Origin of the sequence: Paraeggerthella hominis (assembly GCF_021044775.1) — a bacterium.
Taxonomy (GTDB): Bacteria; Actinomycetota; Coriobacteriia; order Coriobacteriales; family Eggerthellaceae; genus Paraeggerthella; species Paraeggerthella hominis.
Genome location: NZ_JAJNOQ010000007.1, coordinates 113,853 through 139,557, shown reverse-complemented (window position 1 = coordinate 139,557; position 25,705 = coordinate 113,853). Strand labels below are relative to the sequence as shown.

The 25,705-nt window shown below is 62.6% G+C and carries 29 protein-coding genes; 26 read left to right on the top strand and 3 right to left on the bottom strand.

Annotation, left to right across the window (positions count from 1 at the left end):
* Nucleotides 1–35 precede the first annotated feature (35 nt).
* Entirely contained in the window at nucleotides 36–1,403 is a 1,368-nt protein-coding gene (locus LQE90_RS08980) for a putative manganese-dependent inorganic diphosphatase (RefSeq protein WP_216529471.1), read from the top strand.
* Here LQE90_RS08980 and LQE90_RS08975 read toward each other — a convergent pair.
* Nucleotides 1,400–2,290: a LysR family transcriptional regulator gene (locus LQE90_RS08975; RefSeq protein ID WP_216529470.1), complete on the bottom strand. Its 891-nt coding sequence runs from the start codon at nucleotides 2,288–2,290 to the stop codon at nucleotides 1,400–1,402. The two genes, LQE90_RS08980 and LQE90_RS08975, sit on opposite strands and share 4 nt — an antisense overlap.
* Nucleotides 2,291–2,438: 148 nt before the next feature.
* Between LQE90_RS08975 and LQE90_RS08970 the strand changes: the two genes are divergently transcribed.
* Entirely contained in the window at nucleotides 2,439–2,729 is a 291-nt protein-coding gene (locus LQE90_RS08970; RefSeq protein ID WP_216529469.1) for a hypothetical protein, read from the top strand.
* Nucleotides 2,730–2,900: 171 nt separating this feature from the next.
* On the opposite strand, the gene LQE90_RS08965 is transcribed toward LQE90_RS08970, so the two are convergent.
* On the bottom strand, nucleotides 2,901–3,479 hold the full coding sequence (locus LQE90_RS08965; protein ID WP_181792634.1) for a nitroreductase family protein: 579 nt from the start codon (nucleotides 3,477–3,479) through the stop codon (nucleotides 2,901–2,903).
* A 164-nt stretch (nucleotides 3,480–3,643) separates the two neighbouring features.
* Here LQE90_RS08965 and LQE90_RS08960 point away from each other — a divergent pair, with 164 nt between their 5' ends.
* The 11 genes from LQE90_RS08960 to LQE90_RS08910 all read left to right on the top strand — a co-directional run bounded on the left by LQE90_RS08960 (nucleotide 3,644) and on the right by LQE90_RS08910 (nucleotide 16,800).
* Nucleotides 3,644–4,759: a M20/M25/M40 family metallo-hydrolase gene (locus tag LQE90_RS08960; protein WP_216529468.1), complete on the top strand. Its 1,116-nt coding sequence runs from the start codon at nucleotides 3,644–3,646 to the stop codon at nucleotides 4,757–4,759.
* A gap of 874 nt (nucleotides 4,760–5,633) precedes the next feature.
* Nucleotides 5,634–6,005 (top strand): 30S ribosomal protein S12, encoded by a 372-nt coding sequence (gene rpsL / locus LQE90_RS08955; protein ID WP_114567123.1) that lies wholly within the window; start codon nucleotides 5,634–5,636, stop codon nucleotides 6,003–6,005.
* 117 nt (nucleotides 6,006–6,122) lie between these two features.
* Complete coding sequence (gene rpsG / locus LQE90_RS08950; protein WP_114567124.1) at nucleotides 6,123–6,593, top strand: 30S ribosomal protein S7; 471 nt, start codon at nucleotides 6,123–6,125, stop codon at nucleotides 6,591–6,593.
* Between the two features lie 14 nt (nucleotides 6,594–6,607).
* Nucleotides 6,608–8,713 (top strand): elongation factor G, encoded by a 2,106-nt coding sequence (gene fusA, locus LQE90_RS08945; RefSeq protein ID WP_114567125.1) that lies wholly within the window; start codon nucleotides 6,608–6,610, stop codon nucleotides 8,711–8,713.
* 33 nt (nucleotides 8,714–8,746) lie between these two features.
* Nucleotides 8,747–9,055: a 30S ribosomal protein S10 gene (rpsJ, locus tag LQE90_RS08940; RefSeq protein ID WP_009304899.1), complete on the top strand. Its 309-nt coding sequence runs from the start codon at nucleotides 8,747–8,749 to the stop codon at nucleotides 9,053–9,055.
* A 15-nt stretch (nucleotides 9,056–9,070) separates the two neighbouring features.
* Nucleotides 9,071–9,691, top strand: coding sequence for a 50S ribosomal protein L3 (gene rplC / locus LQE90_RS08935; protein WP_114567126.1), 621 nt, complete (start codon nucleotides 9,071–9,073; stop codon nucleotides 9,689–9,691).
* A gap of 31 nt (nucleotides 9,692–9,722) precedes the next feature.
* A complete protein-coding gene (gene rplD / locus LQE90_RS08930) occupies nucleotides 9,723–10,346 on the top strand; it encodes a 50S ribosomal protein L4 (RefSeq protein WP_114567127.1) in 624 nt (207 codons plus the stop codon).
* Nucleotides 10,346–10,630, top strand: coding sequence for a 50S ribosomal protein L23 (gene rplW, locus LQE90_RS08925; RefSeq protein WP_114567128.1), 285 nt, complete (start codon nucleotides 10,346–10,348; stop codon nucleotides 10,628–10,630). Before rplD ends, rplW begins: the two co-directional genes overlap by 1 nt.
* Nucleotides 10,631–11,242: 612 nt before the next feature.
* The gene (locus LQE90_RS08920; protein ID WP_216529467.1) at nucleotides 11,243–11,944 is read left to right on the top strand and encodes an ABC transporter ATP-binding protein; all 702 of its coding nucleotides are present in this window, start codon (nucleotides 11,243–11,245) and stop codon (nucleotides 11,942–11,944) included.
* A 10-nt stretch (nucleotides 11,945–11,954) separates the two neighbouring features.
* Complete coding sequence (locus tag LQE90_RS08915) at nucleotides 11,955–15,434, top strand: FtsX-like permease family protein (protein ID WP_216529466.1); 3,480 nt, start codon at nucleotides 11,955–11,957, stop codon at nucleotides 15,432–15,434.
* 46 nt (nucleotides 15,435–15,480) lie between these two features.
* Nucleotides 15,481–16,800: a trigger factor gene (locus LQE90_RS08910; protein WP_216529465.1), complete on the top strand. Its 1,320-nt coding sequence runs from the start codon at nucleotides 15,481–15,483 to the stop codon at nucleotides 16,798–16,800.
* Between the two features lie 148 nt (nucleotides 16,801–16,948).
* On the opposite strand, the gene LQE90_RS08905 is transcribed toward LQE90_RS08910, so the two are convergent.
* Nucleotides 16,949–18,901, bottom strand: a complete 1,953-nt coding sequence (locus LQE90_RS08905) for a GGDEF domain-containing phosphodiesterase (RefSeq protein WP_216529464.1) — start codon at nucleotides 18,899–18,901, stop codon at nucleotides 16,949–16,951.
* A gap of 884 nt (nucleotides 18,902–19,785) precedes the next feature.
* Between LQE90_RS08905 and rplB the strand changes: the two genes are divergently transcribed.
* The 13 genes from rplB to rplF all read left to right on the top strand — a co-directional run bounded on the left by rplB (nucleotide 19,786) and on the right by rplF (nucleotide 25,682).
* Nucleotides 19,786–20,616, top strand: a complete 831-nt coding sequence (gene rplB / locus LQE90_RS08900; RefSeq protein WP_216529463.1) for a 50S ribosomal protein L2 — start codon at nucleotides 19,786–19,788, stop codon at nucleotides 20,614–20,616.
* 22 nt (nucleotides 20,617–20,638) lie between these two features.
* Nucleotides 20,639–20,914 carry a 30S ribosomal protein S19 gene (gene rpsS / locus LQE90_RS08895; RefSeq protein WP_114567134.1) on the top strand — a complete coding sequence of 92 codons (276 nt, stop codon included), beginning with the start codon at nucleotides 20,639–20,641 and terminating at the stop codon, nucleotides 20,912–20,914.
* A 12-nt stretch (nucleotides 20,915–20,926) separates the two neighbouring features.
* Nucleotides 20,927–21,268, top strand: coding sequence for a 50S ribosomal protein L22 (gene rplV / locus LQE90_RS08890; protein WP_114567135.1), 342 nt, complete (start codon nucleotides 20,927–20,929; stop codon nucleotides 21,266–21,268).
* Between the two features lie 5 nt (nucleotides 21,269–21,273).
* Nucleotides 21,274–21,987, top strand: coding sequence for a 30S ribosomal protein S3 (rpsC, locus tag LQE90_RS08885; protein WP_114567136.1), 714 nt, complete (start codon nucleotides 21,274–21,276; stop codon nucleotides 21,985–21,987).
* Nucleotides 21,988–22,410, top strand: a complete 423-nt coding sequence (gene rplP / locus LQE90_RS08880; RefSeq protein WP_114567137.1) for a 50S ribosomal protein L16 — start codon at nucleotides 21,988–21,990, stop codon at nucleotides 22,408–22,410.
* Nucleotides 22,411–22,605: a 50S ribosomal protein L29 gene (rpmC, locus tag LQE90_RS08875; RefSeq protein WP_080803034.1), complete on the top strand. Its 195-nt coding sequence runs from the start codon at nucleotides 22,411–22,413 to the stop codon at nucleotides 22,603–22,605.
* Nucleotides 22,606–22,633: 28 nt separating this feature from the next.
* A complete protein-coding gene (rpsQ, locus tag LQE90_RS08870; protein ID WP_114567138.1) occupies nucleotides 22,634–22,894 on the top strand; it encodes a 30S ribosomal protein S17 in 261 nt (86 codons plus the stop codon).
* A gap of 52 nt (nucleotides 22,895–22,946) precedes the next feature.
* The gene (gene rplN / locus LQE90_RS08865; RefSeq protein ID WP_114567139.1) at nucleotides 22,947–23,315 is read left to right on the top strand and encodes a 50S ribosomal protein L14; all 369 of its coding nucleotides are present in this window, start codon (nucleotides 22,947–22,949) and stop codon (nucleotides 23,313–23,315) included.
* Between the two features lie 14 nt (nucleotides 23,316–23,329).
* Entirely contained in the window at nucleotides 23,330–23,650 is a 321-nt protein-coding gene (gene rplX / locus LQE90_RS08860) for a 50S ribosomal protein L24 (RefSeq protein ID WP_114567140.1), read from the top strand.
* A 123-nt stretch (nucleotides 23,651–23,773) separates the two neighbouring features.
* A complete protein-coding gene (rplE, locus tag LQE90_RS08855; RefSeq protein WP_114567141.1) occupies nucleotides 23,774–24,325 on the top strand; it encodes a 50S ribosomal protein L5 in 552 nt (183 codons plus the stop codon).
* A 109-nt stretch (nucleotides 24,326–24,434) separates the two neighbouring features.
* Nucleotides 24,435–24,620, top strand: coding sequence for a type Z 30S ribosomal protein S14 (locus LQE90_RS08850; protein ID WP_009306343.1), 186 nt, complete (start codon nucleotides 24,435–24,437; stop codon nucleotides 24,618–24,620).
* A 107-nt stretch (nucleotides 24,621–24,727) separates the two neighbouring features.
* The gene (gene rpsH, locus LQE90_RS08845; RefSeq protein ID WP_114567142.1) at nucleotides 24,728–25,126 is read left to right on the top strand and encodes a 30S ribosomal protein S8; all 399 of its coding nucleotides are present in this window, start codon (nucleotides 24,728–24,730) and stop codon (nucleotides 25,124–25,126) included.
* Nucleotides 25,127–25,142: 16 nt separating this feature from the next.
* Complete coding sequence (gene rplF, locus LQE90_RS08840) at nucleotides 25,143–25,682, top strand: 50S ribosomal protein L6 (protein WP_114567143.1); 540 nt, start codon at nucleotides 25,143–25,145, stop codon at nucleotides 25,680–25,682.
* The last annotated feature ends 23 nt before the right edge of the window (nucleotides 25,683–25,705 follow it).

The window sequence follows — 25,705 nt, the reverse complement described above, 5'->3', positions numbered from 1 at the left end:
ACGCGCGGAAGGGCCTCACGGTAAAGGAGCGAACAATGCCGGCACCCATCATCGTCGTGGGCCATAAGAATCCTGACAACGATTCCATCAGCGCGGCCGTCGGGTACGCGTATCTCAAGAACGAATTGGAGAAGCGCGCTTCGGGCGATGCCGATCCGAAGCGCGTGTACGTCCCCGCCCGTTTGGGCCCCATGCCGCCTGAGAGCGCCTGGATCCTGGAGCGCAACGGCCTGCAGGCCCCCGAGGTGGTTGCCCACGTGCATGCGCGCGTGGCCGACGTCATGACGCCGAACCCTATTTCCATCGGCCATGATGCAACCTTGCTTGAGGCTGGTCGCCTGCTGCGCCAGCACAACGTGCGCGCGCTGGTGGTCACCAACGACGACGGCACGTACCGCGGTCTCATCACCACGCGCATGATCGCCGAGCGCTACATCGCCGCTACCGACGCCCTGGAGGAGGGCGGCGCGAACGAAATGGCCGTTGCCGGCGACCTTATCGCGTCGCTCGGCCAGAAGGTGGCCGACATGACCGAAACCGACGTGCTGGTTCTGGACAAGGAAGGGCTTCTCAAGGAGGCCATCGAAGACCTCATGTCCAGCGCTTTGCGCGAAGCCGTCGTGCTCGACGACAACGACGTGGCCATCGGCATCGTCACGCGCTCCGACGTGGCCGTGCGTCCCCGTCGCAAGGTGGTGCTCGTGGACCATAACGAGACGCGCCAGGCGGCGAACGGCATCGAGGAGGCCGACGTGGTGGAGATCATCGACCACCATCGCATTGCCGACGTCATGACGGTCAACCCCATCCAGTTCCTCAACCTGCCCGTGGGATCGACCGCCACCATCGTCACCCTGGAATTCCGTCGCCACGGCGTGGAGATACCCGCGTCCATCGCAAGCGTGCTGCTGTCCGCCGTCATGACCGACACGGTCATTCTCAAGTCGCCTACGACCACCGACGTGGATCGCGAGCAGGTGAAGTACCTGGCCGACATCGCGGGCGTCGATCCGACCGAGTTCGGACTGGCCGTGTTCAAGTGCCGCGGCGGCGAGGACGACATGCCGGTCGACAAGCTGGTGGGCGCCGATGCCAAGGAATTCCAGATCGGCGACGCCACGGTTCTCATCGCCCAGCACGAGACCGTCGACCTGCCGGCCGTTATGAAGCGCGAGCAGGAAATTCGCGATCACATGCGCCAGCTGCGCGACGATCACGGCTACGAGTTCGTGCTGCTGCTGGTCACCGACATCGTGGCGGAGGGCAGCCAGTTCATGTGCGAGGGCAACCGCCGCATCGTGAACCGCGTGTTCGGCATCAACTGCACGGGCGAAGGCGGCACGTGGATGCCCGGCGTGCTCAGCCGCAAAAAGCAGGTGGCCGCCAAGATCCTCGGCGCCTAGCCGTCAAGCGGGGAAGCTTCCCGCCAACGCTCATCGAAATACGTTGCCAAGAAGCCGTGGAATGCCGCGGCTTCTTCTCGAAGGGGGTGCGCCGTCTCCAGCTTGATGGTGCGCACGAAGCGATCGTCGGAAAGCGGCTCCAGGCGCGCGTTGCCGTCCCCGAGCGCTCCCCAGCTGCGCTCGGGCCAAAACCCCACGCCCAGTCCCAGGCCGATCATGTTCCTGACCACTTCCGGGCCGTCGCTTTCGAACGCCACGCTGGGGCGGAATCCCGCTTCGGCGCATAGACGGTCGCATGCCTCCCGAAACGCCCGGCTGCCCGCCAGGCAGATGAAAGGATCTTCGGCCAGATCGGCCAGGTCGATGGGCCCTTGTCCCGCCCGCTCGATGGGAACTGCTATTCCAATGCGCTCGCGGTACAGGCGCGGCGGCTCCACGTGCAAGGAGGTCGATCCATGTGGTCGATTCACTCCTTCGGTGCTCAGTCGTATGTCCCAATGCTCCTGAGCTTCTTGCTGGGTGATCACGAATCGCGTGTCGGGATGCTGGGACCGCCATGCTGCTATCGCGTCCACCACCAGGCCCGAGGCCGACAAGATCGACAGTCGCACCGTGGCGTTCTCGCGACCGGACACCTCGGCGAGTTCGTCGGGAATGGCGTCGAGGGCGGCCAGCACCGGCCTGATGCGCTCGTCGAGCGCGCGTCCGCACGCGGTCAGGCGCACGCCTCGTCCTGCTCGTTCGAGCAGGTCGACGCCCAGTTCTTGCTCCAGCCGGTGGATGGTTTGCGTGAGCGCCGGCTGCGCGATGTGGAGCTTCTTGGCGCTGTTGGTCACGTGCTCGCTGCGCGCTACTTCGTGAAAGTAGCGCAGTTGCTGTAGCTCCATGAGGGTTCCCGCCTTCATTCATACGTTCAACGTTATAGGTTCAGTATAATCAATATATTGGACGCAGAAGGGGCGCGGGTATACCGTTACCGTTGGAATGCAAGCGCGAACGCGGCCGGAAGGGCCGCGCGTAGGAGATGGTCTGCGGATGGCGGAAATACTGGAGGCCGCGATGCTCATATGCTTTGGGCTGTCGTGGCCGCTCAACGCGTACAAGAGCTTCAAGGCTGAAACCGCAGCGGGTACAAGTTGGCAGTTCATCGGGTTGATTACGGCCGGCTACCTGGCGGGCATCGCCGCGAAGTTCGTTTCGGGCTCGGTGAACTGGGTGCTGGCCGTGTACTTTATCAACCTCGTGTGCATTGGGGTGAACTGGATCGTGTACGTGCGCAACCGTCGGCTGGATGCCGCGCGGGAAGAGGAACTGCTCGTCTTGTAGCCTGCTCGCGCGGGCGGAGGCTTGCGTCCCGCGTACGCGGCGGCTCCCGCTCGTGCAGGCGGCGACCATCGTTCCCACGCGACAGCCAATGTCCCGCAGGCGACGGCCTGCGTCCGCACGGGCAGCGGTCCCCGCCCGCGCAGGCCGACCTTTGCCCCCGCGCGACAGCCCTTACAAAAGCACGTCGGAAAGAGGGCGCTTCGGGACGTGATGGACGCTCGCCTCGTCACGCCAGTATTCCGTCGCTCCATTGGCGGAAATGGTGGAAACGACCACTTTTTCGGCGGGCTTTCCCAGGGCGAGCACCAAATCGGGCTTGAAGCGATCCCCGTCGATTCCCAGCGCCTGCGTCAGGCTGCGTCGCTTGAAAGATCCCAGGATGCAGCCGCCGTAGCCGGCTTCGACGGCTTGCAGCATGATGGTTTGCGCGGCAATGCCCTCGTCCCAGGCGGTGAATACGTCGGCGAGCGTGCGGTCGCAGTCGCTCAGGATCACAATGTAGGCGCTCGGCCTTTCTCCCGGCTCCGGCCCCGGCCAGTCGGGGAGGGCCTTCGCCCATGCGCAGCAAGAGAAGACTTTCTCGCAGGCGTGCTCGTCGGTTACCAGAGCGTAGCGCAGCGGCTGGGCGTTTCCGCTTGAAGCTACCAAGCGGGCAGCATCGATCCAGGAAACGAGCGTCGATCGCTCGATGCGGGCGGCTTCGTCGAATCGGCGGTAGCTTCGGCAAGCTTTGACAAGGTCGTGCAGCATGGTGCCTCCTTGTTGTTCGGGCGGCGGTTGCGCTCCCGTTGCCGGGTTTTCGCGCATCGGGTTACCCCGATGATTATAATGAAGTTCGCTGCGATTGGGTGCCCCGGTGCCTCCGTTGCGGCTAAATCGAAACGTAGCCGTCCGCACGTCCCGAAGGAAAGCTCATGAATCCGAACCGTTTGCTCGACCTGTTCCTGGAGATCGTTCGCATAGAAAGCCCCTCGCGCAAAGAGGGCCTTATGGCGAAGCGCTGTCAGCAAGAGCTTCTTGACCTGGGATTCAAGGTGCGTTTCGACGATTCTGCAAGCGAAACGGGTTCGGAAACGGGCAACCTCATCGCCTATCGCGAGGGTCGGTCGAAGGGCCAGATCGTGCTTTCCGCGCACATGGACACGGTGCAGCCGTGCGCGGGAATTTCCCCGGTGGTCCAAGACGGCGTCGTGCGGTCTGCCGGAGACACCATTCTGTCCGCCGACGACAAGGCGGGCGTCGCGGGCATCTTCGAGGCATTGCGCTCGCTTATCGAAGCCGACGAGGACATGCCTTCGGTGACGGTGCTGCTTACCACTTGCGAGGAGTTGAGCCTGCTTGGCTCGGGCGCGTTGTCCGAAGACGAGCTGCCTGCGGGTGCGCCGTGCTACGTGTTCGACGCCGACGGCGCTCCGGGCACCGTGATCCTGGGCGCACCGTGCCACTACACGTTGCGCGCGGCGTTCTCGGGCCGCGCGGCGCATGCCGGTGTGGAGCCCGAGGCGGGCGTTTCCGCTATCCAGATGGCTGCGGAGGCTGTTTCGGCCATGCGTCTGGGGCGCCTTGACGATGCGACCACGGCGAACGTCGGGCTCATCGAAGGCGGGCGCGAGGTGAACGTGGTGGCCGACTCGTGCACGCTGGCGGGGGAGTGCCGTTCGCTGTACCGCGACCGAGCCGATGCGCAGCGCCAGGCCATGACCGTCGCGCTCGAGGAGGCTGCCGCGCGTTTCGGGGGTTCGGTGGACGTGAGCTGGCGCGAGGATTACGGCCCCGTGCTGTACCAGGAGTCCGATCCGCTGGTGCAGGGCGTTGCCGCGGCCGCTCGTGCGGCAGGGCTTGAACCGGCGTTTCGCTACTCGGGCGGCGGCGCGGACGCGAACATCCTGTCTGCGCGTGGCGTACGTGCCGTGACCTTGGGCATCGGCATGACGAACTTCCATTCCGTTGACGAGTTCATTATCGTGCAGGATCTGGAAGGCACCGCGCGCCTGGCCGAAGAGCTCGTGCGGCAGGCCGCCCGCTCGTAGGCGCTGGCGGGGCTTGGCGGCTCGAGCGGCCGTTGCCGCGCGCGCGGTCGGCGATTCGAGCGTCGCGCTGCTGCCGCGTGGCCGGCGACCCACGCCGCGCGCTGCTGCCGCGTGGCACGGGTTGCTACCGTGTGGCCGATGGCTCGAGCGTCGCGCTGCCGCGCGCATTGCGTCTGCGCGCTGCCGTTACGTGCGCGTTTCGCCCATCAGCGCCGCCCGGGATGGGACCTTGCGCACGAAAAACCGCTCCCGCTGGTAGTTTCTGACGGTTTGGGGTCGTTTGACTCCCGCTGCAAGCCGGCTATTTTCAACTAGGATTCGCCACGTACTCTTGACCAGGTACGATGCGAAGTGTCCTTCAGCCGAAAGGGCGGCGAAGGCGAATCGACGACCCCTAACCGTCAAAACCTGCCAGCGAAGGCGGTTTTTCGCGCGCAAGCGGGGCAGGGTGCGGTTCCGATGCCCGCCCCGCCCGCGACCCTCGGTCCCGTCCAGGCACCTCACCCGCTCCGCCAGGCGCCCCGCCCGGACGCCCCGGCGCCTCCCGCCCCGTTCGCGCTCCCGGTCTTGCCCAGCGTGCCCGCATGCTTGTCAAGAATTCTTCGCGATTATTTGGAAAACAATGGACATTTTGTAGTTCGTTTGCCTTCGATATTTGTTTTACCTGCGCAAACGTATGTCAATACCTATGGATACTCCCGGATGCGTGGCGTTTGACAACCCTGATAGCGGGTGGTAGAGTTCTCGTTCGCGTCTTAATGACGTGCGTTTTCCTGTGTGAATCAGCTGAGCACACAGGAAGGCGATGCGACAAGCGATTCCTTATTTCAGTATAAAGGCAATCGGACAAGTAAGAGGTAAAAGGAGAGAAGCTTTGCCTACTATCAACCAGTTGGTCCGCAAGGGCCGCAAGCAGTCGGTCGACAAGAAGAAGACACCGGCTCTGAAGGGCAACCCGCAGAAGCGCGGCGTGTGCACCCGTGTGTACACGACCACGCCGAAGAAGCCGAACTCGGCTCTGCGTAAGGTCTGCCGCGTGCGCCTGGTGAACGGCATGGAGGTTACGGCCTACATCCCGGGCATCGGCCACAACCTGCAGGAGCACTCGATGGTGCTCATCCGCGGTGGTCGTGTTAAGGACCTCCCCGGTGTGCGCTACAAGGTCATCCGCGCAGCGCTCGACTGCTCTGCGGTGGACAACCGCAAGCAGGCTCGCAGCCGCTATGGTGCCAAGCGCCCGAAGTAAGTAACCATTAAGTCGCGCGGGCCGCGAAACCGCAGCTTCCCAAAGGGGGAGGCGACGGGGGCCTAATGGACGGAAAGAATGCCGTCTCGAAGCGCGCAGGAACAAGAAGGAGAACACATGCCGCGTCGTGCAGCAGCAGTCCGCCGTGAAGTACAGCCGGACGCCCAGTACAACAACCGCCTTGTCACGCAGTTGATCAACAAGATCCTGCTTGACGGCAAGAAGGCCACCGCCGAAGGCATCGTCTACGGCGCTTTCGCCATCATCGAGGAGAAGACCGGCGGCGACCCGCTGGCCGTCTTCAAGAAGGCTATGGACAACGTCCGCCCCACGCTCGAGGTCAAGCCGAAGCGTGTCGGTGGCGCTACCTACCAGGTGCCGATGGAGGTCAACTCCCGCCGCGCCACTACGCTTGCGATCCGCTGGATCGTCGACTTCTCTCGTAAGCGCAAGGAGCACACCATGAAGGCCCGCCTGGCCGCCGAGATCATGGACGCCGCCGAGAACACCGGCGCGTCGGTGAAGAAGCGCGAGGATCTGTACAAAATGGCCGAGTCCAACCGTGCGTTCTCGCACTACCGCTTCTAAGGGGGCACGCGCTCATGGCTAAATCCCCTCTGAACCAAACGCGCAACTTCGGCATCATGGCCCACATCGACGCGGGCAAGACGACGACGACCGAGCGCATCCTGTACTACACCGGCAAGACCCACAAGATCGGCGAGGTGCATGACGGCGCCGCGACGATGGACTGGATGGTGCAGGAGCAGGAGCGCGGCGTGACCATCACCGCCGCCGCTACCACCTGCTTCTGGGAGAAGGACGGTGCTGAGTACCGCTTCCAGATCATCGACACCCCGGGCCACGTTGACTTCACCGCCGAGGTCGAGCGCTCCCTGCGCGTTCTCGACGGCACCGTTGCGGTGTTCGACGCCGTTGCCGGCGTGCAGCCGCAGTCCGAGACCGTGTGGCGTCAGGCCGAGCGTTACGGCGTGCCCCGCATCGCGTTCATCAACAAGTACGACCGCGTGGGCGCCGACTTCTTCCACGCCATCGAAACCATGAAGGACCGTCTGGGCGCTGCCGCTATCGCCGCTCAGATGCCCATGGGCGCCGAGGACAACTTCTGGGGCGTCATCGACCTGGTCACCATGACCGCATGGGACTTCAAGGCCGACGACAAGGGCATGACCTACCCCGAGCCCATGGACGCCATTCCGGCCGAGTTCGCCGAGGAGGCTGAGCTGCGCCGTCAGGAGCTGATGGAGGCCGCCGCCGACTGCGACGACGCTCTTATGGAAAAGGTGCTCATGGAGGAAGAGGTGACGGTCGAGGAACTGAAGACCGCCATCCGCAAGGGCGTCATCAACTGCCAGATGAACCCCGTGTTCGTGGGCTCCGCCTACAAGAACAAGGGCGTTCAGGAACTGCTCGATGCCGTGGTGGACTACCTGCCGAGCCCGCTCGACATCCCCGCCATCAAGGGCACGAACCCCGATACGGGTGCCGAGGAAGAGCGTCCCGCCGACCTGAAGGCGCCGTTCAGCGCGCTGGCCTTCAAGATCATGACGGACCCGTTCGTGGGCAAGCTCACCTACCTGCGCGTGTACTCGGGCAAGCTGGATTCCGGCTCCTACGTGATCAACGCGTCCAAGGACAAGAAAGAGCGCATCGGCCGTCTGCTGCAGATGCACTCCAACCAGCGTGTTGACATCGACTCCTGCGGCGCAGGCGACATCGTTGCCGTCGTGGGTCTGAAGGCTACGTCCACGGGCGACACCCTGTGCGACGACAGCGCTCCGGTCATCCTCGAGTCCATGGAATTCGCCGAGCCGGTTATCGACATCGCCGTCGAGCCGAAGACGAAGGCCGAGCAGGACAAGATGGGCGTCGCGCTGCAGAAGCTGGCTGAAGAGGATCCGACGTTCCGCGTGTCCACCAACCAGGAGACCGGCCAGACCATCATCGCCGGCATGGGCGAGCTGCACCTCGAGATCATCGTCGACCGCTTGCTGCGCGAGTTCAAGGTCGAGGCGAACGTCGGCAAGCCGCAGGTTGCTTACCGTGAGACGGCTACCAAGCCGGTCATGGGCGCCGAGGGCAAGTTCGTTCGCCAGTCCGGCGGTCGCGGCCAGTACGGCCATGCGGTTATCAACATGTATCCGCAGGAAGAGGTCGGCAAGGGCTACGAGTTCGAGAACAAGATCGTGGGCGGCGTCGTGCCGAAGGAGTACATCACCCCGATCGACAAGGGCATCCAGGAAGCGCTGAACTCCGGCGTGCTGGCGGGCTACCCCGTCGTGGACATCCGCGTCGAGCTGGTTGACGGTTCCTACCACGATGTCGACTCCTCCGAAGCTGCGTTTAAGGTGGCCGGCTCCATGGCTATCAAGGACGCGCTGCGCAAGGGCGGCTCGGTCATCCTCGAGCCGATGATGGCCGTCGAGGTCGAGACCCCCGAGGAGTACATGGGCGACGTTATGGGCAACCTGTCCAGCCGTCGTGGCCAGATCCAGGGCATGGGCGACCGCGGTAACGCCAAGACCATCAAGGCGAAGGTTCCGCTGTCCGAGATGTTCGGTTACGCCACCGACCTGCGTTCTGCGACGCAGGGCCGCGCTTCGTACACGATGCAGTTTGATTCGTACGATCCGGTGCCGAAGAACGTGGCGGAAGAAATTATCAGCAAGGCCGGCGGCAACGCCTAGGGCGTGCGCGCGAGCATAACGGAGGTAAAGTAAGTGGCTAATCAGAAGATTCGCATCCGCTTGAAGGGGTACGATCATGAGATCGTGGATCAGTCCACGAAGCTCATCGTCGATACCGCGCAGAAGACGGGTGCCAAAGTATCCGGTCCCATTCCGCTGCCGACGGAGCGCAACCTGTACTGCGTCGTCAAGGGCCCGCACGTCGACAAAGATTCGCGCGAGCAGTTCGAGATGCGCACGCACAAGCGCCTGATCGACATCCTGGAGCCGACCCCCAACACGGTCGATTCCCTGATGCGTCTCGATCTCCCCGCCGGCGTCGACATCGAGATCAAGCTGTAAAGGGGGATGTGCGATATGATCAACGCCATCTATGGTAAAAAAATCGGCATGACCCAGATCTTCGGCGAGGACGACCGCGTCATCCCCGTGACCGTGATCCAGGCTGAGCCGAACAAGGTGTGCCAGGTGAAGACGAAGGACAGCGACGGCTACGAAGCTGTGCAGCTGGGCTTCGGCACCATCAAGGAGAAGAAGGTCAACAAGCCTATGGCTGGCCACTTCGCCAAGCAGGGCACGGAGCCCACGCGCTACCTGCGCGAGGTTCGCGTCGAGAACGCCGGCGAGTACAAGGTGGGCGACGAGCAGACGGTTGCCGCTTTCGCCGAGACGAAGAAGGTCGACGTCACGGGTACGTCCAAGGGTAAGGGCTTCGCCGGCGTTATGAAGCGCTGGGGCTTCCGCGGCGGTCCGGGCGGCCATGGTGCGCACTTCCATCGCGCTCCGGGTTCGGTCGGCCAGTGCGCTACGCCGTCCCGCGTGTTCAAGGGGCTCAAGCTCCCGGGTCACATGGGCGTCGACACCGTCACCGTGCGGAACCTCGAAGTGGTGCGCATCGACGAGGAGCAGAACCTGATCCTCGTGAAGGGTGCCATCCCCGGCAGCAAGAACGGCATCGTTCGCGTCCGCATGGCGTAGAGCGCGAATTGAAATAAGGAGCTTGAACAACATGACGACTATCGACATCAAAGACGCGAAGGGGAACAAGGCCGGTTCTGCCGACCTGGCCCCCTCCGTGTTCGGCATCGAGCCGAACGTGCCCGTCATGCACCAGGTTGTGCGCGCTCAGCGTGCGTCCTGGCGCCAGGGTACGCATGACACGAAGACCCGTGGCGAGGTCCGCGGCGGCGGCAAGAAGCCGTGGCGCCAGAAGGGCACCGGTCGCGCCCGTCAGGGTACCATCCGCGCTCCTCAGTGGGCTGGCGGCGGTACCGTGTTCGGTCCGCATCCCCGCAGCTACGCCTTCCGCGTGAACAACAAGGAGGTCAAGCTGGCGATGCGTTCCGCGCTGTCCGCCAAGCTGGCCGACGGCGAGCTGCACGTGATCGACGGCTTCAACTTCGAGAAGCCCTGCACCAAGGACGCCGTTGCCATCCTGAAGGCCTTCGGGCTTGAGGGTCGCACGACCATCGTGATCTCCGATGACGACGTGAACGCCTACCTGTCGTTCCGCAACATCCCCACGGTGAACATCCTGCCTGTTGGCGCTGCTAACACGTACGAGATCATCGACAACAAGGCGATCGTGTTCACGGCTGCCGCTCTGAAGCGCATCGAGGAGGTGCTTGCATAATGAAGGATCCCCGCGAGGTTATCATCCGCCCCGTTATCACGGAGCACAGCTACGACCAGATGGAGAAGAACACCTACACGTTCGAGGTGGCCAAGGACTCCAACAAGGTCGAGATCCGTCAGGCCATCGAGGCTATCTTCGACGTGACGGTGGTCAAGGTGAACACCTTGAACGTGAAGTCGAAGCCGAAGCGCGTGCGTTACCAGCTTGGTAAGACCCGCACGTGGAAGAAGGCCATGGTTACGCTCAAGGAAGGCGACACCATCGAGCTGTTCGCTTCCTAAGTCGTTTCACCATACGGTTTGCCGAAAGCGCCCCGCACACGCGGGGCGCTTTTTTAGATGCGAGAGACAGGGCGGCCGCCGCCTTGGCGATCCCGGTCGGGCGGCACGAGCGAAAGATACGGCAGCCTGGATCTTTTCGATCCCGGCCGGGCGGCGCGCTTCGCGCTCGCATCGTGAGTTGCTTTCGGGCGACGCCCGGCGCCGACGATGCCCGACGTTGATATCGGCGGTTCGGCTTCCTGCTTCCTGAGCGCTCTACGGTTCCCTTGTTCGGGGCGTTCGTCTGCTCGAGGGGAGGCGGCCCTGACGGCAGGACGTGCGCTGTTGGCTTGCCGATCGGGTTGCCTGCGCCGCTACGCGCCTGCCCCTCCCTTCCCGCATTTCGCCTGCGCCCGTCCTGCCGCCTGGACAGCGTCGCTAGCGCCCGTCCGCACCTTGCGCCTCGACATGCCACCTGCTCCGGCTCTTCTACTTGCCCGCCCGCGCTGCGCGCAGGGCGCGCAGGGTGCCGTGTGGTTGTCGAATTGGTTCGGAAGCGCGCCCGCAGCTGGTACGGGCAGGGTCGTTGGTGTATCGTGAGGGTCCGGAACAATCGCAAGGGAAGGGGCCGCCGTGGCATTCGTTGAGTTTCGCGATGTGCGCAAGGTGTACCGCATGGGCGAGGTCGAAGTGGCTGCCGTCGACGGCATGACCTTCGACATCGAACGCGGTGAGCTTGTGGTGGTGGTCGGTCCTTCCGGCGCCGGTAAGACGACGCTTTTGAACATGCTCGGTGGCATGGACGGGTGCTCGTCGGGCACCATCATGCTGGACGGCCGCGAGATCAGCGCCTTCTCCGAAAAGGAACTCACGTACTATCGGCGTTACGACATCGGCTTCGTGTTCCAATTCTACAACCTGGTGCAAAACCTGACGGCACTTGAAAACGTGGAGCTTGCTAGCCAGATTTGCAAGGATCCGCTTGACGCGGCTACGGTGCTTGCGCAGGTGGGGCTGGGGCATCGATTGGACAACTTTCCGGCGCAGCTTTCCGGTGGCGAACAGCAGCGCGTGGCCATCGCGCGCGCCCTGGCGAAGAACCCGAAGCTGCTTTTGTGCGACGAGCCCACGGGGGCGCTCGACTATCAAACGGGCAAGGCTATTCTGAGGCTGCTGCAGGACACGTGCTACAACACCGGCAAAACCGTCGTGCTCATCACACATAACTCGGCGTTCACCAGCATCGCTGATCGCGTCATCCATATCCGCGAGGGTCGCGTAGCCAGCGCGCAGGTGAACGAATCGCCCGTATCCGCCGAATGCCTCGAGTGGTAGTCGGTTCGTTATGAAAAGCGCGTTCGCTAAAGAAACGGTTCGCTCGATCACCCATTCGCTCGGGCGCTTTTTGGCCATTGCGGCAATCGTGGCCTTAGGGACGGGGTTCTACGCCGGCCTTCGCATGACGGCTCCGGACATGAAGCTGGCTGCCGACGAGTTCTTCGACGGCACGACGTTGATGGACGTGCGCGTTCTCTCGACGCTGGGCCTCACCGATGCCGACATCGCCGCGTTGCGCCAGGTGGACGGCGTGGAGTCCGTCATGCCCGCGCACGAAACCGACGTCATGGTTCGCGTTGGCGACGAGCAATACGCTACGCGCGTGCATTCGCTGCCTGCGTCCGCGTCCGAAAGCGACACGTCCGACGGCGTGCATGCGCGCTCTGACGATCCCGACTACCTCAACCGTCCCATCCTGGTGGAGGGCTCGTGGCCGGAACGCGCGGGCGAGTGCGTGCTGTCGGCAAACCTTGTGGTGAACTCGGGCGTGCGCGTCGGCGATACCGTTACCGTTGTCGAGGGCGTTCAAAACGTGGACGAGACTTTGGCAACGCGTACGTACAAAGTGGTCGGACTCGTGAACGCTCCGTACTACGCCACGTCGTCGAGCATGGGCTCGACCACGCTGGGAACCGGCTCCATTCAGCAGTTCATGTACGTTCCGGAAAGCGATTTCTCGGCGGACCTCCCCTTTACGGAAGCGTTCGTCACCGTAAAGGGCGCCGCGGACGAGCGTGCCTCGAGCAAGGCGTACGACGCGCGCGTGGCCGCGGTGGAGGATCGCATCAAGGAGATAGCCCCTGAGCGCGAGCAGGCGCGCGTGGACGGCCTGAAGGAGGAAGCTCAGAAGCAGCTCGATCAGAAGCGCGCGGAATACGGATCGCAGAAGACGGAAGCGCAATCGCAGCTTGACCAGGCGAAGCAGCAGCTCGACGACGCGGCTGCGACCATCGCCCAAAGCGAGCAGCAGCTTTCCGACGGTCAGGTCGAGTACGATCGCGGCGCGGCGCAGCTTGCCGAACAGCAAGAGCACGCGCGGCAGCAGCTTTCGAGCGCCGAGCAGCAGATAGCCGACGGCCAAGCGCAGGTTGACGAAGCTCGCCCGCGCATCGAGGCGGCGTCTGCGCAGCTGCAGGATGCGTGGGCCCAGTGGCAGCAGGGCGCGGATGCGCTGGCTGACGCACGGGCTCGGTGGCAGCAGCAGTCCGACGCGCTCGATGCGGGCGTGCATCAGGCCGAGCAGTCGATCGCCGACCTGAACGCCCGCATCGCCTTCCTGGAGGAACAGCTGCAGACCGCAACCGATCCGGTCGAAATCGAGAAGCTTCAGGCTGAAAAGGCAGCCGCCCAGACGGCGCTTGCAAGCGCCCAGGCCACGCTCGACGCCTTGAACGCGCAGAAGCCCGCGCTCGATCAGGCGCGCGAGCAGCTTGAGGCGCAGCAGCGCCAGGTCGACGCCGCGCAATCGGTTCTTGCGGGGCAGCAAGCCTCTTTCGACCAGCAAAAAGCGCAGTTCGACGCAAGCGTGCAGCAGCTCGATCAGGCGCGATCGGAGCTGTCAGCCGCTCGCGTGCAGGCGGATGCCCAGATAGCCGCTGCGCAGCGGCAGCTTGAGGCGGCTGCCGCCCAGCTGAAAAGCGGTCGCAGCCAGCTTGAGCAGGGCAAAGCTGATTACCAGAGCGGCCTTGCCGAGTACGAACGACAGAAAACCGAGGTGAGCGACAAGCTGGCCGATGCCGAGAGCCAGCTGAACAAGGCCCAAAAGCAGATCGACGACCTGGCTGCTCCCGAGTGGATGGTCATGGATCGCGACGCGAACTACGGCGTTGCCAGCTTCGAAGCCGACGCGAACCGCGTGGACAGCATCGCGCAGGTGTTCCCCTTCATCTTCTTCTTGGTGGCTGCGCTGGTGGCCCTTACCACCATGACGCGCATGGTGGAGGAGGAGCGCGCGCTGATCGGCACGTTCAAGGCGCTGGGGTACCGGCGAACGCGAATCGCGGGGAAGTACCTGGTCTATGCGGCGGTGGCCAGCGGCGCGGGCAGCCTCGTGGGCATCGCGGTGCTGTCGCAGGTGCTGCCGGCGGTCATCATGAGGGCTTACGGCATCATCTACTTCGTGCCCAACCTGCCGTTCCCGCTTCCGATCGACCCCTTCTTCGCGCTGCTGTCCGCCGGCATGGGCGTTGGAGTCACGCTGCTGGCTACGCTGGCGGCTGCGGCCGCGACGCTGCGCGAGCGCCCTGCTTTGCTCATGTTGCCGCGCGCTCCGAAGGCCGGCAAGCGCATCCTGCTCGAACGGGCGACTCCGCTGTGGAAGCGCCTTTCGTTTACGTGGAAGGTGACGTTCCGCAACCTTTTTCGCTACAAGAAACGCTTCATCATGACGGTGATCGGTATTGCGGGATGCACGGCGCTCCTGTTGACGGGCCTGGGCTTGTCCGATGCCATCAACGACATCATCGACAAGCAGTTCCGCGATCTGACCAAGTACAACGTGACCATCACGCTCGATGACGACGCGTCGAAGGAAAGCCGCCAGACCGTAGACACCGTGCTGGACGATTCGCGCTTGGCAAGCGGGCACACTGCGGTGAACCGCCAAAACCTGTTGGCAAGCGGGCCCGGTAAGTCCGACGCGCACATAGAGCTGGTAGTCCCTCAAGATCCGGGCTCGTTCCGGCAGTTCTTCGATCTGCGCACGCGCGTGGGCCATCATCCGGTCGAGCTTGCCGACGACGGCTTGCTGCTGGCCGAGAAGCTGGCGGGCGAACTGGGGGTTTCGGTGGGCGATACGGTCACGCTGACCGAGCAGGACGCCATCGGCAACGCTACCAACACGTCGTACGAGGCTACGGTTACCGGCGTGGTGGAAAACTACGTGTACAACTACGCGTTCATGGGCCCGAAGCTCTACGAGCGCCTGACGGGGGAGGCCCCTGCGTTCTCGACGGTTCTGACCATCGCGTCCACGGATTCTTCGGCGCGCGCGGACCTGGTTGAAACGCTGCAAGCGACCGACGGCGTGAAGACGGTGGCCAGCAACGACGAGACCATCGACGCGTACCACGACATGCTCTCGAGCGTGAACATGATCGTCGTGGTGCTGGTGGTGGCCGCCGCCGCGTTGGCGTTCATCGTGCTGTACAACCTCACGAACATCAACATCACCGAGCGCATGCGAGAGATCGCCACGCTCAAAGTGCTCGGATTCACCCCGCGCGAAATGAACGCCTACATCTTCCGCGAGACGTTTTTGCTGGCCGCCATCGGCTGCGCGGTCGGCTTGGTGCTCGGCGTGTGGATGGAGGGCTTCGTCGTGGTGACGGCCGAGGTGGACCAGGTGATGTTCGGGCGCACCATCCATGCGCTGAGCTTCTTGTGGGCGTTTTTGCTCACCATGCTGTTCACGTTGCTGGTCATGCTGGCTATGCGCGGCAAACTAGCTCGCATCGACATGGTCGAAAGCCTCAAGTCCAACGAGTAATGCGCTACAATAACCCATTGACGATCGCTACAGAAGGGGACCCCTTATGAAGGTAACTGAGAAGAAGCTCGAAGACGGGCTTATCCTGCTCGACGCCGTTGTTTCCACGGCGGAAGTGAGCCATGCGCTTACCATGGCCCAGTACGGTTTCGCCCAGCAGATGGGGATTCAGGCTCAGCCGGGCAAGCCGGTGGCGCAGGCCGTCGAGGAGCAGATGGGCATCAAGGATCTTGACGCTATCGTGCAGCAGCAGGCTATCGAGTATCTGGTGCCGTTCGCGATCGACAAGCGCAACATCATGCCGGCGTATCCGCCTCAGCCGAAAGCAAAAGAGCCGCTCAAGCGGGGCCAGACGTTCTCGTTCGAGCTGCGCGTTGCTCCTAAGCCGGAGTACGAGCTGACCTCGTACGATCAGGTGACCATCACCGTTCCGCCGCTGGAAGTTCCCGAATCCGAAGTTGACGCGCAGATTGCGCAGATGGCCGAGAGCTACGCGGAGTTCGTGACCGACGAGCCCCATCCCGTAGGCGCCGGCGACAGCATGATGCTGGCGCTCGAGGCGTTCCAGGGCGGCGAGCGCATAGAGAACCTGTCGACCGACGGCCGTACGTACCTGATGGGGATGGGCTTGATGCCCGAGGCGTTCGAGAGCAACCTCATGGGCATGGAGGTGGGGGAGACCAAGTCGTTCTCGTTCGAATTCCCCACCGGCGTAGGCGAGCAGGTCGAGACGATGGACTGCACGGTGACGATCAAAGAGATCCAGAAAAAGATCGTGCCGGAGATCGACGACGCATGGGTGGAGAAGAACATGCCCATGTACCGCAACGCTGCAGCTTTGCGCGGGGGCATCGCTGATCGCATTCACGCCGATTACATGGCGCAGTACGAAGGGTTCAAGATGCAGATGGCCGCGGCAGAGCTGGGCAAGCGCTTCCAGGGCCGCATTGCCGACGAAGTGTACGAGTCCATGCGCTCCACGCTCATGTCCAACCTGCGCGGCCAGCTTCAGCAGCAGGGCATTCCGCTTGACCAGTTCGTGGAAAGCCAGGGCGGCGAGCAGCAGTTCGGCATGATGACCATGATGCAGACGCGCGAAATGCTCGTGCAGGGCTACGCTCTTGACGCTTTGTTCCGCCATGAAAAGATGACGCTGACCGACGAGGACATCGAGGCGGCTTGTCGTCAGATGAACCCGCAGAATCCGAAGGCCGCCCGTCGCGAAATGGAGGAGAGCGGTCGCGGCTTCGCTCTGCGTGAAGCTGCCGAGCGCATGAAGGCCAATCGCTGGCTTCTCGAGCACGCTATCGTGAACGTGGAGCAGCCGGCCGCCGCACAGCCGGCCCCTGCAGCCGACGCGGAATAGCGGCTGCGTCCGGCAGGCTCCCATCCAAGCGGTTTCGAGGCCCCCGATCTCCGAAGGGAAATCGGGGGCCTCTTGCTGCCGGCGTGCCTGTTGCTTCGTCGCCTTGCCGTTCTGCCGTCTTGCGGCTCTGCGGATTGCTGCTTTGCCGTCAGGCGCCCTTGTCGTGCTTTGCGATGATGGCTGCAGCTTCGCTTGGCGGCAGCGGCTTTGAAAGCAGGTAGCCCTGCATGAGCGTGCAGCCGCATTGCCGGAGCATGCTGCGTTGCTCGGCGGTTTCGACGCCTTCGCACAGCACGTACGATCCCGTAGACGTGAAGCAGGCAATAAGATGCTCCAGGAACAAGTGGCCCCGGTCGTCTTCTGCAATGGACTTCAGGATGCTCTTGTCAAGCTTCACCACGTCGAACGGAAGCTCCAGCATCAGCGCGACGTTCGAGTATCCGGTACCGAAATCGTCCAGGTAAAACTTCACTCCCTGCTCGTTCATGGTGTTCATGAACGAGCGTACGGTATCCGGGTTCGCAGCGATGGCGCTCTCGGTTATCTCGATGCGCAGAAACGAGGGAGGTATGCCATGCTTTCGCACGATGGCGAGCACGGTTTCCGCCAGGTCGTTTTGGATGAACTGCACGGCCGAGAAATTGACCGAAACGCCTCGCATCGACGTGTTCGGATGGGCGGCGCGATACGATGCGGCGAACGCGCATGCTTCTTCAAGCACGATTTCCGTCAAACTTGCGATGAGCCCGGTTTGCTCGGCAATGGAGATGAACTCGTTGGGCGGAATGGCCCCCAGCTTCTCGTCGTTGAGCCGGCATAGCACTTCGGCCATGACGAACTCTTCCGTACGCTCGAACCAAATGGGCTGGATCTGCGTTGACAGGCTTCTTTCGGCGATAGCCTTGCGCAAGGCGTCCGCAATGGCGCTGCGGCGATGTATCTCGTTGATCATCTCGGGGGTGCACATGCAGGGCGTTCCCGGCTCGAGCGCTTTGGCGCGGGCTACGGCGTATTCGAGCGCTGCGCTTACATCCTGCGGATTGTCGGCGATATCGGGGTGGGAAACGACTCCCATGACGAACCCGATCGAATACGACTGAGCCCCTATGCTCCAGGTTCTGCAAAGGCTTTGACGCAGCTGCTCGACAACGTCCGACGCCGCCTCGGATGCATCGCGATCCTTGCAGGCGCGTTCGTCGAACACGAAAGCGAACTGGTCGCCGCTGTATCGGTACAGGCTGGCGCATCCTTTGATGGCGGACAAAAAGCTCGCGAATTCCTGCAGGAAGCGATCTCCGTTCTCGTTGCCGAATCGGTCGTTGATGAACTTGAAGTTCGAGATCGACACCAGTACGACCGTGAATCCCTGGCCTCGGTCGTGGAGAAACGACACCATGGACAAGAACTCTTGACGGTTCGGTATGCCGGTGAGCAGGTCCACCGAAAGCCGTTTGTTCTGCAGGTACAGGTAGATGATCAAAAGCGCGCAGGCCGCTGCCGCGCCGGACAGTAGGTGCTGCGGAAACATCTGCTGCGCGAACACCACGGCGAATGCCAAGAGGGGAAACGTCGCCAGGATTCGTCGCGCATCCCGACGTATGGAATCGCGCGAAAGGGCTACGACGAACAGGCACGCGGCGCAGTAAAAGTATGCAACCAGGTACGCCACGTAATAGAAGGGCCCTCGATGGTAGGCGCCCGTCGCGTCGATCGAGAACAGCCAGCCGGTTGCCGCGCTTGCCGCTACGCAGATCAGATATGCCAGACAAGGCGCGGCGCACAGGGCCAGCGAAGTGCGGTTGAGGGGTCGGGTTTCGTCTATGACGGCCGAAGTGTAGTAGAAGTAGGTGGCAGCCAGAAGGGGCGTGAGTGCGAAATGGGCTGCGGTTGCAAGCCAGGTGACAGCGGCCAGCTCCAAAGGGGCGAACATAATGAGATACGACGAGCACAGGCTGGCAATGCTCGCCGCCATGGTCATCGTCAGGCATGCGTGGAACAAGCGGTTCTTAGGGGATGGGACGCCGTGGCTTCTTCGGGAGTACACCGATATGATGGATACGATGATGAGCGCAACGATCTCGGGCAGGGTGTTCCACGTCATGGGTGGCCGACTTTCTTCGCGGTGGTGCCGGTCGAACGGTAAAGCTCGCTTCAGTCTTCGCAGCGTTGTACCCCTTCGCACGGCGAAGAGCGGACGCCTTTGCCGCATGGCGCGGCAAAGGACCCAATGCGCTGCTCGCGGGCTTTTGTGCGCGAATTGCCATAGGTGCCCATTCGCCGTTTGCCGCTGTCCGCTGGTTGTCGCGCTTCGTTGCCCGCCCCTGCCGCTCGCTGGCCGCCACACCTCGCCACCTGCTACCCGCTGGTCGCCGCCTGCCACCCGCTGGTCGCCGCACCTCGCCCCCGTCGCATCTCGCCGCTCGCCACCTGCCGACGCTTCGTCGTGTCAAAACGAGCGAGTTTTGCGGCGGTTTTTCGCTTCCGAGCCACCGAACTCGGAGAGGTGTTTTACAAATCACCAGTTCACAGTCTTGCATCCCTCCTTTATCCTCATTTGAGGACCAGCAAAACTCGCCCGTTTTGACAGCGGGCCCGACAAAGCCTCGGCAGGGGCCCAACAAAGACCCCGCGGCACCTCCGCCAGAGCCCCAGCGCAAGCCGCCGCAACTCGCAACCCCGCCGCTCCCGGCAAATCCCACGCTCCGCGAATCGCGCGCCATGCCCCGCTTGCTCGCCTTGTGTTCAGGTTGTGTGCGAGGGGGACCTCGAATGGCCATCAGGAAATACTTCTTGAAACTCTTTTCGATTCTGCGTATAATTCTCGGTTGCGTCTGGTCTTTGATGGATACACCCGGGCGCGTGGCATACCGGAGTCACGGGGCCCAGCCTCCCCAAGGTTCCCGGAGGCAATCGGAGCCACGAAGAGACAAAGGGTTTTCGGTGTACGGAGAGGCGTGCGAGCGATAACCCGCAGAAAGGAAAGAAATGGGAGTCAAACAGTACAAGCCGACCAGCCCCGGCCGACGCTTCCAGACGGTCTCGGATTTTGCCGAGATCACGACGGACAAGCCGGAGAAGTCCCTGCTTGCGCCTCTGTCTAACAAGGCAGGTCGCAACAACTACGGCCGCATCACCACCCGTCACCAGGGTGGCGGCAACAAGCGCCGTTACCGCATCATCGACTTCAAGCGCAACAAGGACGGCGTGCCCGCGAAGGTCGCTACCATCGAGTACGACCCGAACCGCTCGGCCCGCATCGCTTTGCTGCACTACGTCGACGGCGAGAAGCGCTACATCCTGCACCCGAAGGGGCTGCGCGTGGGCGATATGGTCATGAGCGGCGTTGAGGCTGACATCAAGCCGGGCAACGCTTTGCCGCTGGCCAGCATCCCCGTCGGTACGCTCATCCACGCGGTTGAGCTGCAGCCGGGCAAGGGCGCGGCTATCGCTCGTTCCGCCGGTACCAGCATCCAGCTCATGGGCAAGGAGGGCAACTACGCCATCCTGCGCATGCCTTCCTCCGAAATGCGCCGCGTGCTCATCACCTGCCGCGCAACGGTGGGCGAAGTGGGTAACGCCGAGCACTCGAACATCAAGATCGGCAAGGCCGGCCGCAACCGTTGGAAGGGCATCCGTCCCTCCGTCCGCGGTACCGTCATGAACCCGGTCGACCACCCGCACGGCGGCGGCGAGGGCAAGAACAAGTCCGCTGGTCGTCACCCGGTCACTCCGTGGGGCGTTCCCACGAAGGGCCATCGCACCCGCAATCCCAAGAAGGCTTCGAGCCGCTTGATCATCCGCCGTCGCAAGAAGTAGCGCAAAGCGTTAAGGAGTAATAGTGAGTAGAAGTTTGAAGAAGGGTCCTTTCGTTGAACCGCGCCTTCTCGGTCGTATCGAGGCAATGAACGCGGCGGGCGAGAAGAACGTCATCAAGACCTGGTCGCGCTCGAGCACCATCTTCCCGGACATGGTGGGTCACACCATCGCCGTCCATGATGGCCGCAAGCATGTGCCGGTATACGTTACGGAATCCATGGTCGGCCACAAGCTGGGCGAATTCGCCCCGACCCGCACGTTCAAGGGTCACTCCGCCGACAAGGGCAAGAAGAAATAGAAGGGGTGAACAATGGAAGCTAAAGCTACTGCACGCTACGTCCGCGTTTCGCCCCGTAAGGCGCGCATCGTTATCGATCTGATCCGCGGCAAGTCTGTGCCTGCTGCTCGCGAGATCCTGCTGTTCTCGGACCGCGCTATCGCCGAGGTCGTCGCCAAGGTGCTCGACTCCGCTGTGGCCAACGCCGAGAACCAGCATCACGTGCGTCCCGAGACGCTCGTCGTGAAGACGGCCTTCGCCGACGAAGGCCCCACGTACAAGCGCATTCGTCCGCGCGCTAAGGGTTCCGCGTCGCGCATTCGCAAGCGCACGAGCCACATCACCATCATCGTTGCACCGCGAGAGGAGGCATAAGCCGCATGGGTCAGAAAGTAAGCCCCACCGGGTTCCGCCTTGGCATCACCGAGGAATGGCGTAGCCGCTGGTACGCCGACAAGGATTACGCCAAGAACCTGGAAAACGACTTGGCCATCAGGAAGTTCCTGGACAAGCACCTCGCTCGTGCCGCCGTCTCCAAGGTTGAGATCGAGCGCGCCGGCGACAAGATCAAGATCATCATCACGACCGCTCGTCCGGGCGTTGTGATCGGCAAGAAGGGCGCCGAGATCGATTCTCTGCGCAAGAAGCTGGAGAAGGTTGCCAACGGCCCCGTCAGCATCGAGGTCATCGAGGTCAAGCGCCCCGAGCTCGACGCCGAGCTGATCGCTCAGTCCGTGGCCGAGCAGCTGGTGGGCCGCGTTGCCTTCCGTCGCGCTATGCGCAAGGCTGTTCAGTCCGCCCGCAAGAGCGGCGCCAAGGGCATCCGTATCCAGTGCTCCGGCCGTCTGGGCGGCGCTGAGATGAGCCGTCGCGAGTGGTATCGCGAGGGTCGCGTGCCGCTGCACACGCTGCGTGCCAAGATCGACTACGGTTTCGCCACCGCTGCTACCACGATGGGCTCCATCGGCGTGCAGGTGTGGGTGTACCACGGCGAAGTGATGCCTGGCCAGAAGGCGCCGCAGCCGGCGCTCGAGGGCAGCTCCCGTCCGAGCCGTCCCCGTCGCAACGATCGTAACGATAGGAGGGCGAAGTAAATGCTCGTACCTAAGCGCGTTAAGCACCGCAAGGTGCAGCGTGGCTCCATGAAGGGCCAGGCCAAGGGCGGTACCCGCCTGAATCACGGCGAATACGGCATCCAGGCGCTTGAGGCTCATTGGATCACCAACCGCCAGATCGAGGCCGCTCGTATCGCCATGACCCGTCACATGAAGCGTGGCGGTAAGGTTTGGATCACCATCTTCCCGGACAAGCCGATCACGAAGAAGCCGGCTGAAACCCGCATGGGTTCCGGCAAGGGCAACCCCGAGGCGTGGGTCGCGGTCGTTAAGCCCGGCCGCATCATGTTCGAAATCGCCGGCGTCGACGAGGAAACCGCCAAAGAGGCGCTTCGTCTGGCCATCAACAAGTTGCCCATCAAGTGCAAGATTGTTTCCAAGGAAACGGAAGGGCAGGAATAAATGAAAGCAGCAGAGATCCGTGAGCTGTCTGCCGACGATTTGCAGGCGAAACTCAAGGAAGCGCGCGCGGAGCTTTTCAACCTGCGCTTCCAGATGGCTACGAGCCAGCTTGACAACACCGCCCGCGTGAAGCAGGTCAAAAAGGACATCGCACGCATTCAGACCGAAATGCGCGCCCGCGAGCTGAACGCTTAGGCTTGTCGGTAAGGAAGGTTGGATATACATGAGCGAAGATCGCAACTCCCGTAAGGTCCGTCAGGGCGTCGTCGTAAGCGCCGTGAACGACAAGACCTGCGTGGTGCTAGTCAAGGAGCGCAAGCCGCATCCGGTGTACGGCAAGATGATGACGACGACGAAGAAGTTCCACGCCCACGACGAGAACAACGAGGCTGGCGTCGGCGATACCGTCCAGATCATGGAGACCCGTCCGCTGTCTAAGATGAAGCGCTGGCGTCTGGTGAAGATCGTCGAGAAGGCCAAGTAGTCAGGGGCGAATATTCGCTTCAGACTACCGAGATGAAAGTTAGGTTAAAGCAATGATTCAGATGCAAACCATGCTCGCAGTGGCCGACAACTCCGGCGCTCGCAAGGTGCAGTGCATCAAGGTCCTGGGCGGCTCTAAGCGCCGTTACGCAGGACTGGGCGATGTCATCATCTGCAGCGTCAAAGAAGCGGCGCCGAACACCAACGTCAAAAAGGGCGATGTGGTGCGCTGCGTGGTCGTGCGCGTGAAGAAGGAAGTGCGCCGCAACGACGGTAGCTATATCAAGTTCGACCAGAACGCCGCCGTGCTCATCGATACGAACGGTGCCCCCCGCGGCACGCGTATCTTCGGGCCCGTTGCTCGCGAGCTGCGCGACAAGAAGTACATGAAGATCGTGTCCCTGGCACCTGAGACGCTCTAAGGAGGTGTGCGCCAATGAATAGCATGAACATCAAAAAGGGCGATAAGGTGAAGGTCCTGTCCGGCAAGGACAAGGGCAAGGAATCCACGGTTCTTCACGCTCTTCCGCAGAAGCAGCGCGTGGTCGTCGAGAAGGTCGGCGTCGTCAAGAAGGCGCTGCGTCCGACGCAGCAGAACCCCCAGGGCGGTATCGCGTCCGTCGAGGCTCCCATCCACGTGTCGAACGTGATGCTGGTGTGCCCGGCCTGCAAGCAGCCCACCCGCGTGTCCAAGCGTGTCACCGACGAGGGCAAGAAAGTCCGCGTCTGCAAGAAGTGCGGCAAGGATATCGACTAGAATAAGCAACGGAGGAGCCGCGGCGGCAACGCCGGGCCCCTCCGAGGTTATGGCCCCGGCCGAATTCGGCTAGGGACGCAGGGTCGGAAATCCTGCGTTTAATTCATCGAAAGGATTGAAAGCATGACTGCTCCTCGTTTGAAGGAAAAGTACAACACCGAGATCGTTGCCAAGCTCGAGAAAGAGCTGGGCGTCGACAACATCAACAAGGTTCCGCGTCTTGAGAAGATCGTCGTGAACATGGGCGTGGGCGCCGCTGCCGGCGACCACAAGCTGCTCGACTCCGCCATGAACGACATGCGCATCATCACGGGCCAGCAGCCCTGCGTGACGCGTGCCAAGAAGTCCATCGCAGGCTTCCATGTGCGCGAGGGCCAGCCTATCGGTTGCAAGGTCACGCTGCGCGGCGACCGCATGTGGGAGTTCCTGGATCGTCTGCTGGCGACCGCTCTTCCCCGTGTGCGCGACTTCCGCGGCATTTCCCCGACCAGCTTCGACGGTCGCGGCAACTACACGATGGGCATCACCGAGCAGCTGATCTTCCCCGAGATCGACTACGACAAGGTCGACCGTACGCGCGGCATGGACATCACGTTCGTGACCACGGCGGAAGAAAACGATGCTGCCTTCGCGCTGCTCGACGCGCTGGGCTTCCCGTTCAAGGATAAGGAATAACACTCTCGTTGTCCGTCCTAAGGCCGCTGGTTCGGCGGTCTGCGTTGAAACGTGCTCTCGAGCCTTCCGATTAAGCCAGGAAGGCTGGATATAAGAAAGAAGGATTTGCATGGCTAAGAAATCGATGGTCGCCAAGGCCAAGCGCGAGCCGAAGTTCTCGACGCGCCAGCACAATCGCTGCACGCGCTGCGGACGTCCCCGCGCCTACTACCGCAAGTTCGGCCTGTGCCGTGTCTGCTTGCGCGAGCTGGCCAACAAAGGCGAACTGCCCGGCGTGACCAAAGCTTCGTGGTAAGCCACAGGTAAAGGTACGCATGGGTGTGCCACGGTTCAGGCGGAGGCGTTATGGGCGCCGACGAACCGAACCGCTCGGCTCATCACGAACCAAAGGAGAAATCAACTATGACCATGACCGACCCTATCGCAGACATGCTTACGCGCGTGCGTAACGCAAACTCTGCCGGCAAGACGACGGTTTCCATGCCGTCGAGCAAGAAGCTTGTCGAGATCGCCCGCATCATGCAGGAAGAGGGCTATGTCCAGGGCTATGACGTGATCGACGGCGAGCCGCGCGCTACGCTCGAGATCACGCTCAAGTACGGTGACAAGAAGGCCAAGACCATCCGCGGCATCAAGCGCATTTCCAAGCCGGGTCTGCGCATCTACGCCGGCAAGGATGAGCTGCCCCGCGTCCTCGGCGGCCTCGGCACTGCCATCATCTCGACGAGCAACGGCGTGATGACCGACCGCGATGCCCGCAAAAAGGGCATCGGCGGCGAAGTCGTCGCGTACATCTGGTAGGAAAGGGAGGTTTGATATGTCTCGTATCGGCAAACAGCCCGTTACCGTTCCTGCCGGCGTCGAAGTGATCATCGACGGCAACGCCGTGACGGTGAAGGGCCCGAAGGGCGAGCTCGCACGCGAGTTCAGCCCCATGATGACCATCGTTCAGGAAGGCGAGGAGATCATCGTTTCTCGCCCCAACGACAGCCGCGAAGCGAAGAGCCTGCACGGTCTTACGCGTACGCTCGTCTCCAACATGGTGGAGGGCGTTTCGAACGGGTATTCCAAGAAGCTGCAGCTCGTCGGCGTTGGCTACCGTGCCGCGCTCAAGGGCAAGGATCTCGAAATGCAGCTGGGATTCTCCCATCCGGTGCTGGTAGAGGCCCCCGAGAACATCACGTTCGAGGTGCCGAGCCAGACCGAGATCATCGTGTCCGGTATCAGCAAGGAGCAGGTCGGCCAGGTGGCGGCGAACATCCGCAAGTGGCGTAAGCCGGAACCCTACAAGGGCAAGGGCATTCGCTACGAGGGCGAGCACGTCCGCCGCAAGGTTGGCAAGGCTGGCAAGGACTAGGCGCGCGAGCGTAACTGATCGAA

Excerpts from the sequence above, each read along its gene's own strand:
- LQE90_RS08980 (WP_216529471.1), top strand. The coding sequence starts at position 36 with ATGCCGGCACCCATCATCGTCGTGGGCCATAAGAATCCTGACAACGAT.
- LQE90_RS08975 (WP_216529470.1), bottom strand. The coding sequence starts at position 2,290 with ATGGAGCTACAGCAACTGCGCTACTTTCACGAAGTAGCGCGCAGCGAG.
- LQE90_RS08970 (WP_216529469.1), top strand. The coding sequence starts at position 2,439 with ATGGCGGAAATACTGGAGGCCGCGATGCTCATATGCTTTGGGCTGTCG.
- LQE90_RS08965 (WP_181792634.1), bottom strand. The coding sequence starts at position 3,479 with ATGCTGCACGACCTTGTCAAAGCTTGCCGAAGCTACCGCCGATTCGAC.
- LQE90_RS08960 (WP_216529468.1), top strand. The coding sequence starts at position 3,644 with ATGAATCCGAACCGTTTGCTCGACCTGTTCCTGGAGATCGTTCGCATA.
- rpsG (WP_114567124.1), top strand. The coding sequence starts at position 6,123 with ATGCCGCGTCGTGCAGCAGCAGTCCGCCGTGAAGTACAGCCGGACGCC.
- fusA (WP_114567125.1), top strand. The coding sequence starts at position 6,608 with ATGGCTAAATCCCCTCTGAACCAAACGCGCAACTTCGGCATCATGGCC.
- rplC (WP_114567126.1), top strand. The coding sequence starts at position 9,071 with ATGATCAACGCCATCTATGGTAAAAAAATCGGCATGACCCAGATCTTC.
- rplD (WP_114567127.1), top strand. The coding sequence starts at position 9,723 with ATGACGACTATCGACATCAAAGACGCGAAGGGGAACAAGGCCGGTTCT.
- rplW (WP_114567128.1), top strand. The coding sequence starts at position 10,346 with ATGAAGGATCCCCGCGAGGTTATCATCCGCCCCGTTATCACGGAGCAC.
- LQE90_RS08915 (WP_216529466.1), top strand. The coding sequence starts at position 11,955 with ATGAAAAGCGCGTTCGCTAAAGAAACGGTTCGCTCGATCACCCATTCG.
- LQE90_RS08910 (WP_216529465.1), top strand. The coding sequence starts at position 15,481 with ATGAAGGTAACTGAGAAGAAGCTCGAAGACGGGCTTATCCTGCTCGAC.
- LQE90_RS08905 (WP_216529464.1), bottom strand. The coding sequence starts at position 18,901 with ATGACGTGGAACACCCTGCCCGAGATCGTTGCGCTCATCATCGTATCC.
- rplB (WP_216529463.1), top strand. The coding sequence starts at position 19,786 with ATGGGAGTCAAACAGTACAAGCCGACCAGCCCCGGCCGACGCTTCCAG.
- rplV (WP_114567135.1), top strand. The coding sequence starts at position 20,927 with ATGGAAGCTAAAGCTACTGCACGCTACGTCCGCGTTTCGCCCCGTAAG.
- rpsC (WP_114567136.1), top strand. The coding sequence starts at position 21,274 with ATGGGTCAGAAAGTAAGCCCCACCGGGTTCCGCCTTGGCATCACCGAG.
- rplP (WP_114567137.1), top strand. The coding sequence starts at position 21,988 with ATGCTCGTACCTAAGCGCGTTAAGCACCGCAAGGTGCAGCGTGGCTCC.
- rpmC (WP_080803034.1), top strand. The coding sequence starts at position 22,411 with ATGAAAGCAGCAGAGATCCGTGAGCTGTCTGCCGACGATTTGCAGGCG.
- rpsQ (WP_114567138.1), top strand. The coding sequence starts at position 22,634 with ATGAGCGAAGATCGCAACTCCCGTAAGGTCCGTCAGGGCGTCGTCGTA.
- rplN (WP_114567139.1), top strand. The coding sequence starts at position 22,947 with ATGATTCAGATGCAAACCATGCTCGCAGTGGCCGACAACTCCGGCGCT.
- rplX (WP_114567140.1), top strand. The coding sequence starts at position 23,330 with ATGAATAGCATGAACATCAAAAAGGGCGATAAGGTGAAGGTCCTGTCC.
- rplE (WP_114567141.1), top strand. The coding sequence starts at position 23,774 with ATGACTGCTCCTCGTTTGAAGGAAAAGTACAACACCGAGATCGTTGCC.
- LQE90_RS08850 (WP_009306343.1), top strand. The coding sequence starts at position 24,435 with ATGGCTAAGAAATCGATGGTCGCCAAGGCCAAGCGCGAGCCGAAGTTC.
- rpsH (WP_114567142.1), top strand. The coding sequence starts at position 24,728 with ATGACCATGACCGACCCTATCGCAGACATGCTTACGCGCGTGCGTAAC.
- rplF (WP_114567143.1), top strand. The coding sequence starts at position 25,143 with ATGTCTCGTATCGGCAAACAGCCCGTTACCGTTCCTGCCGGCGTCGAA.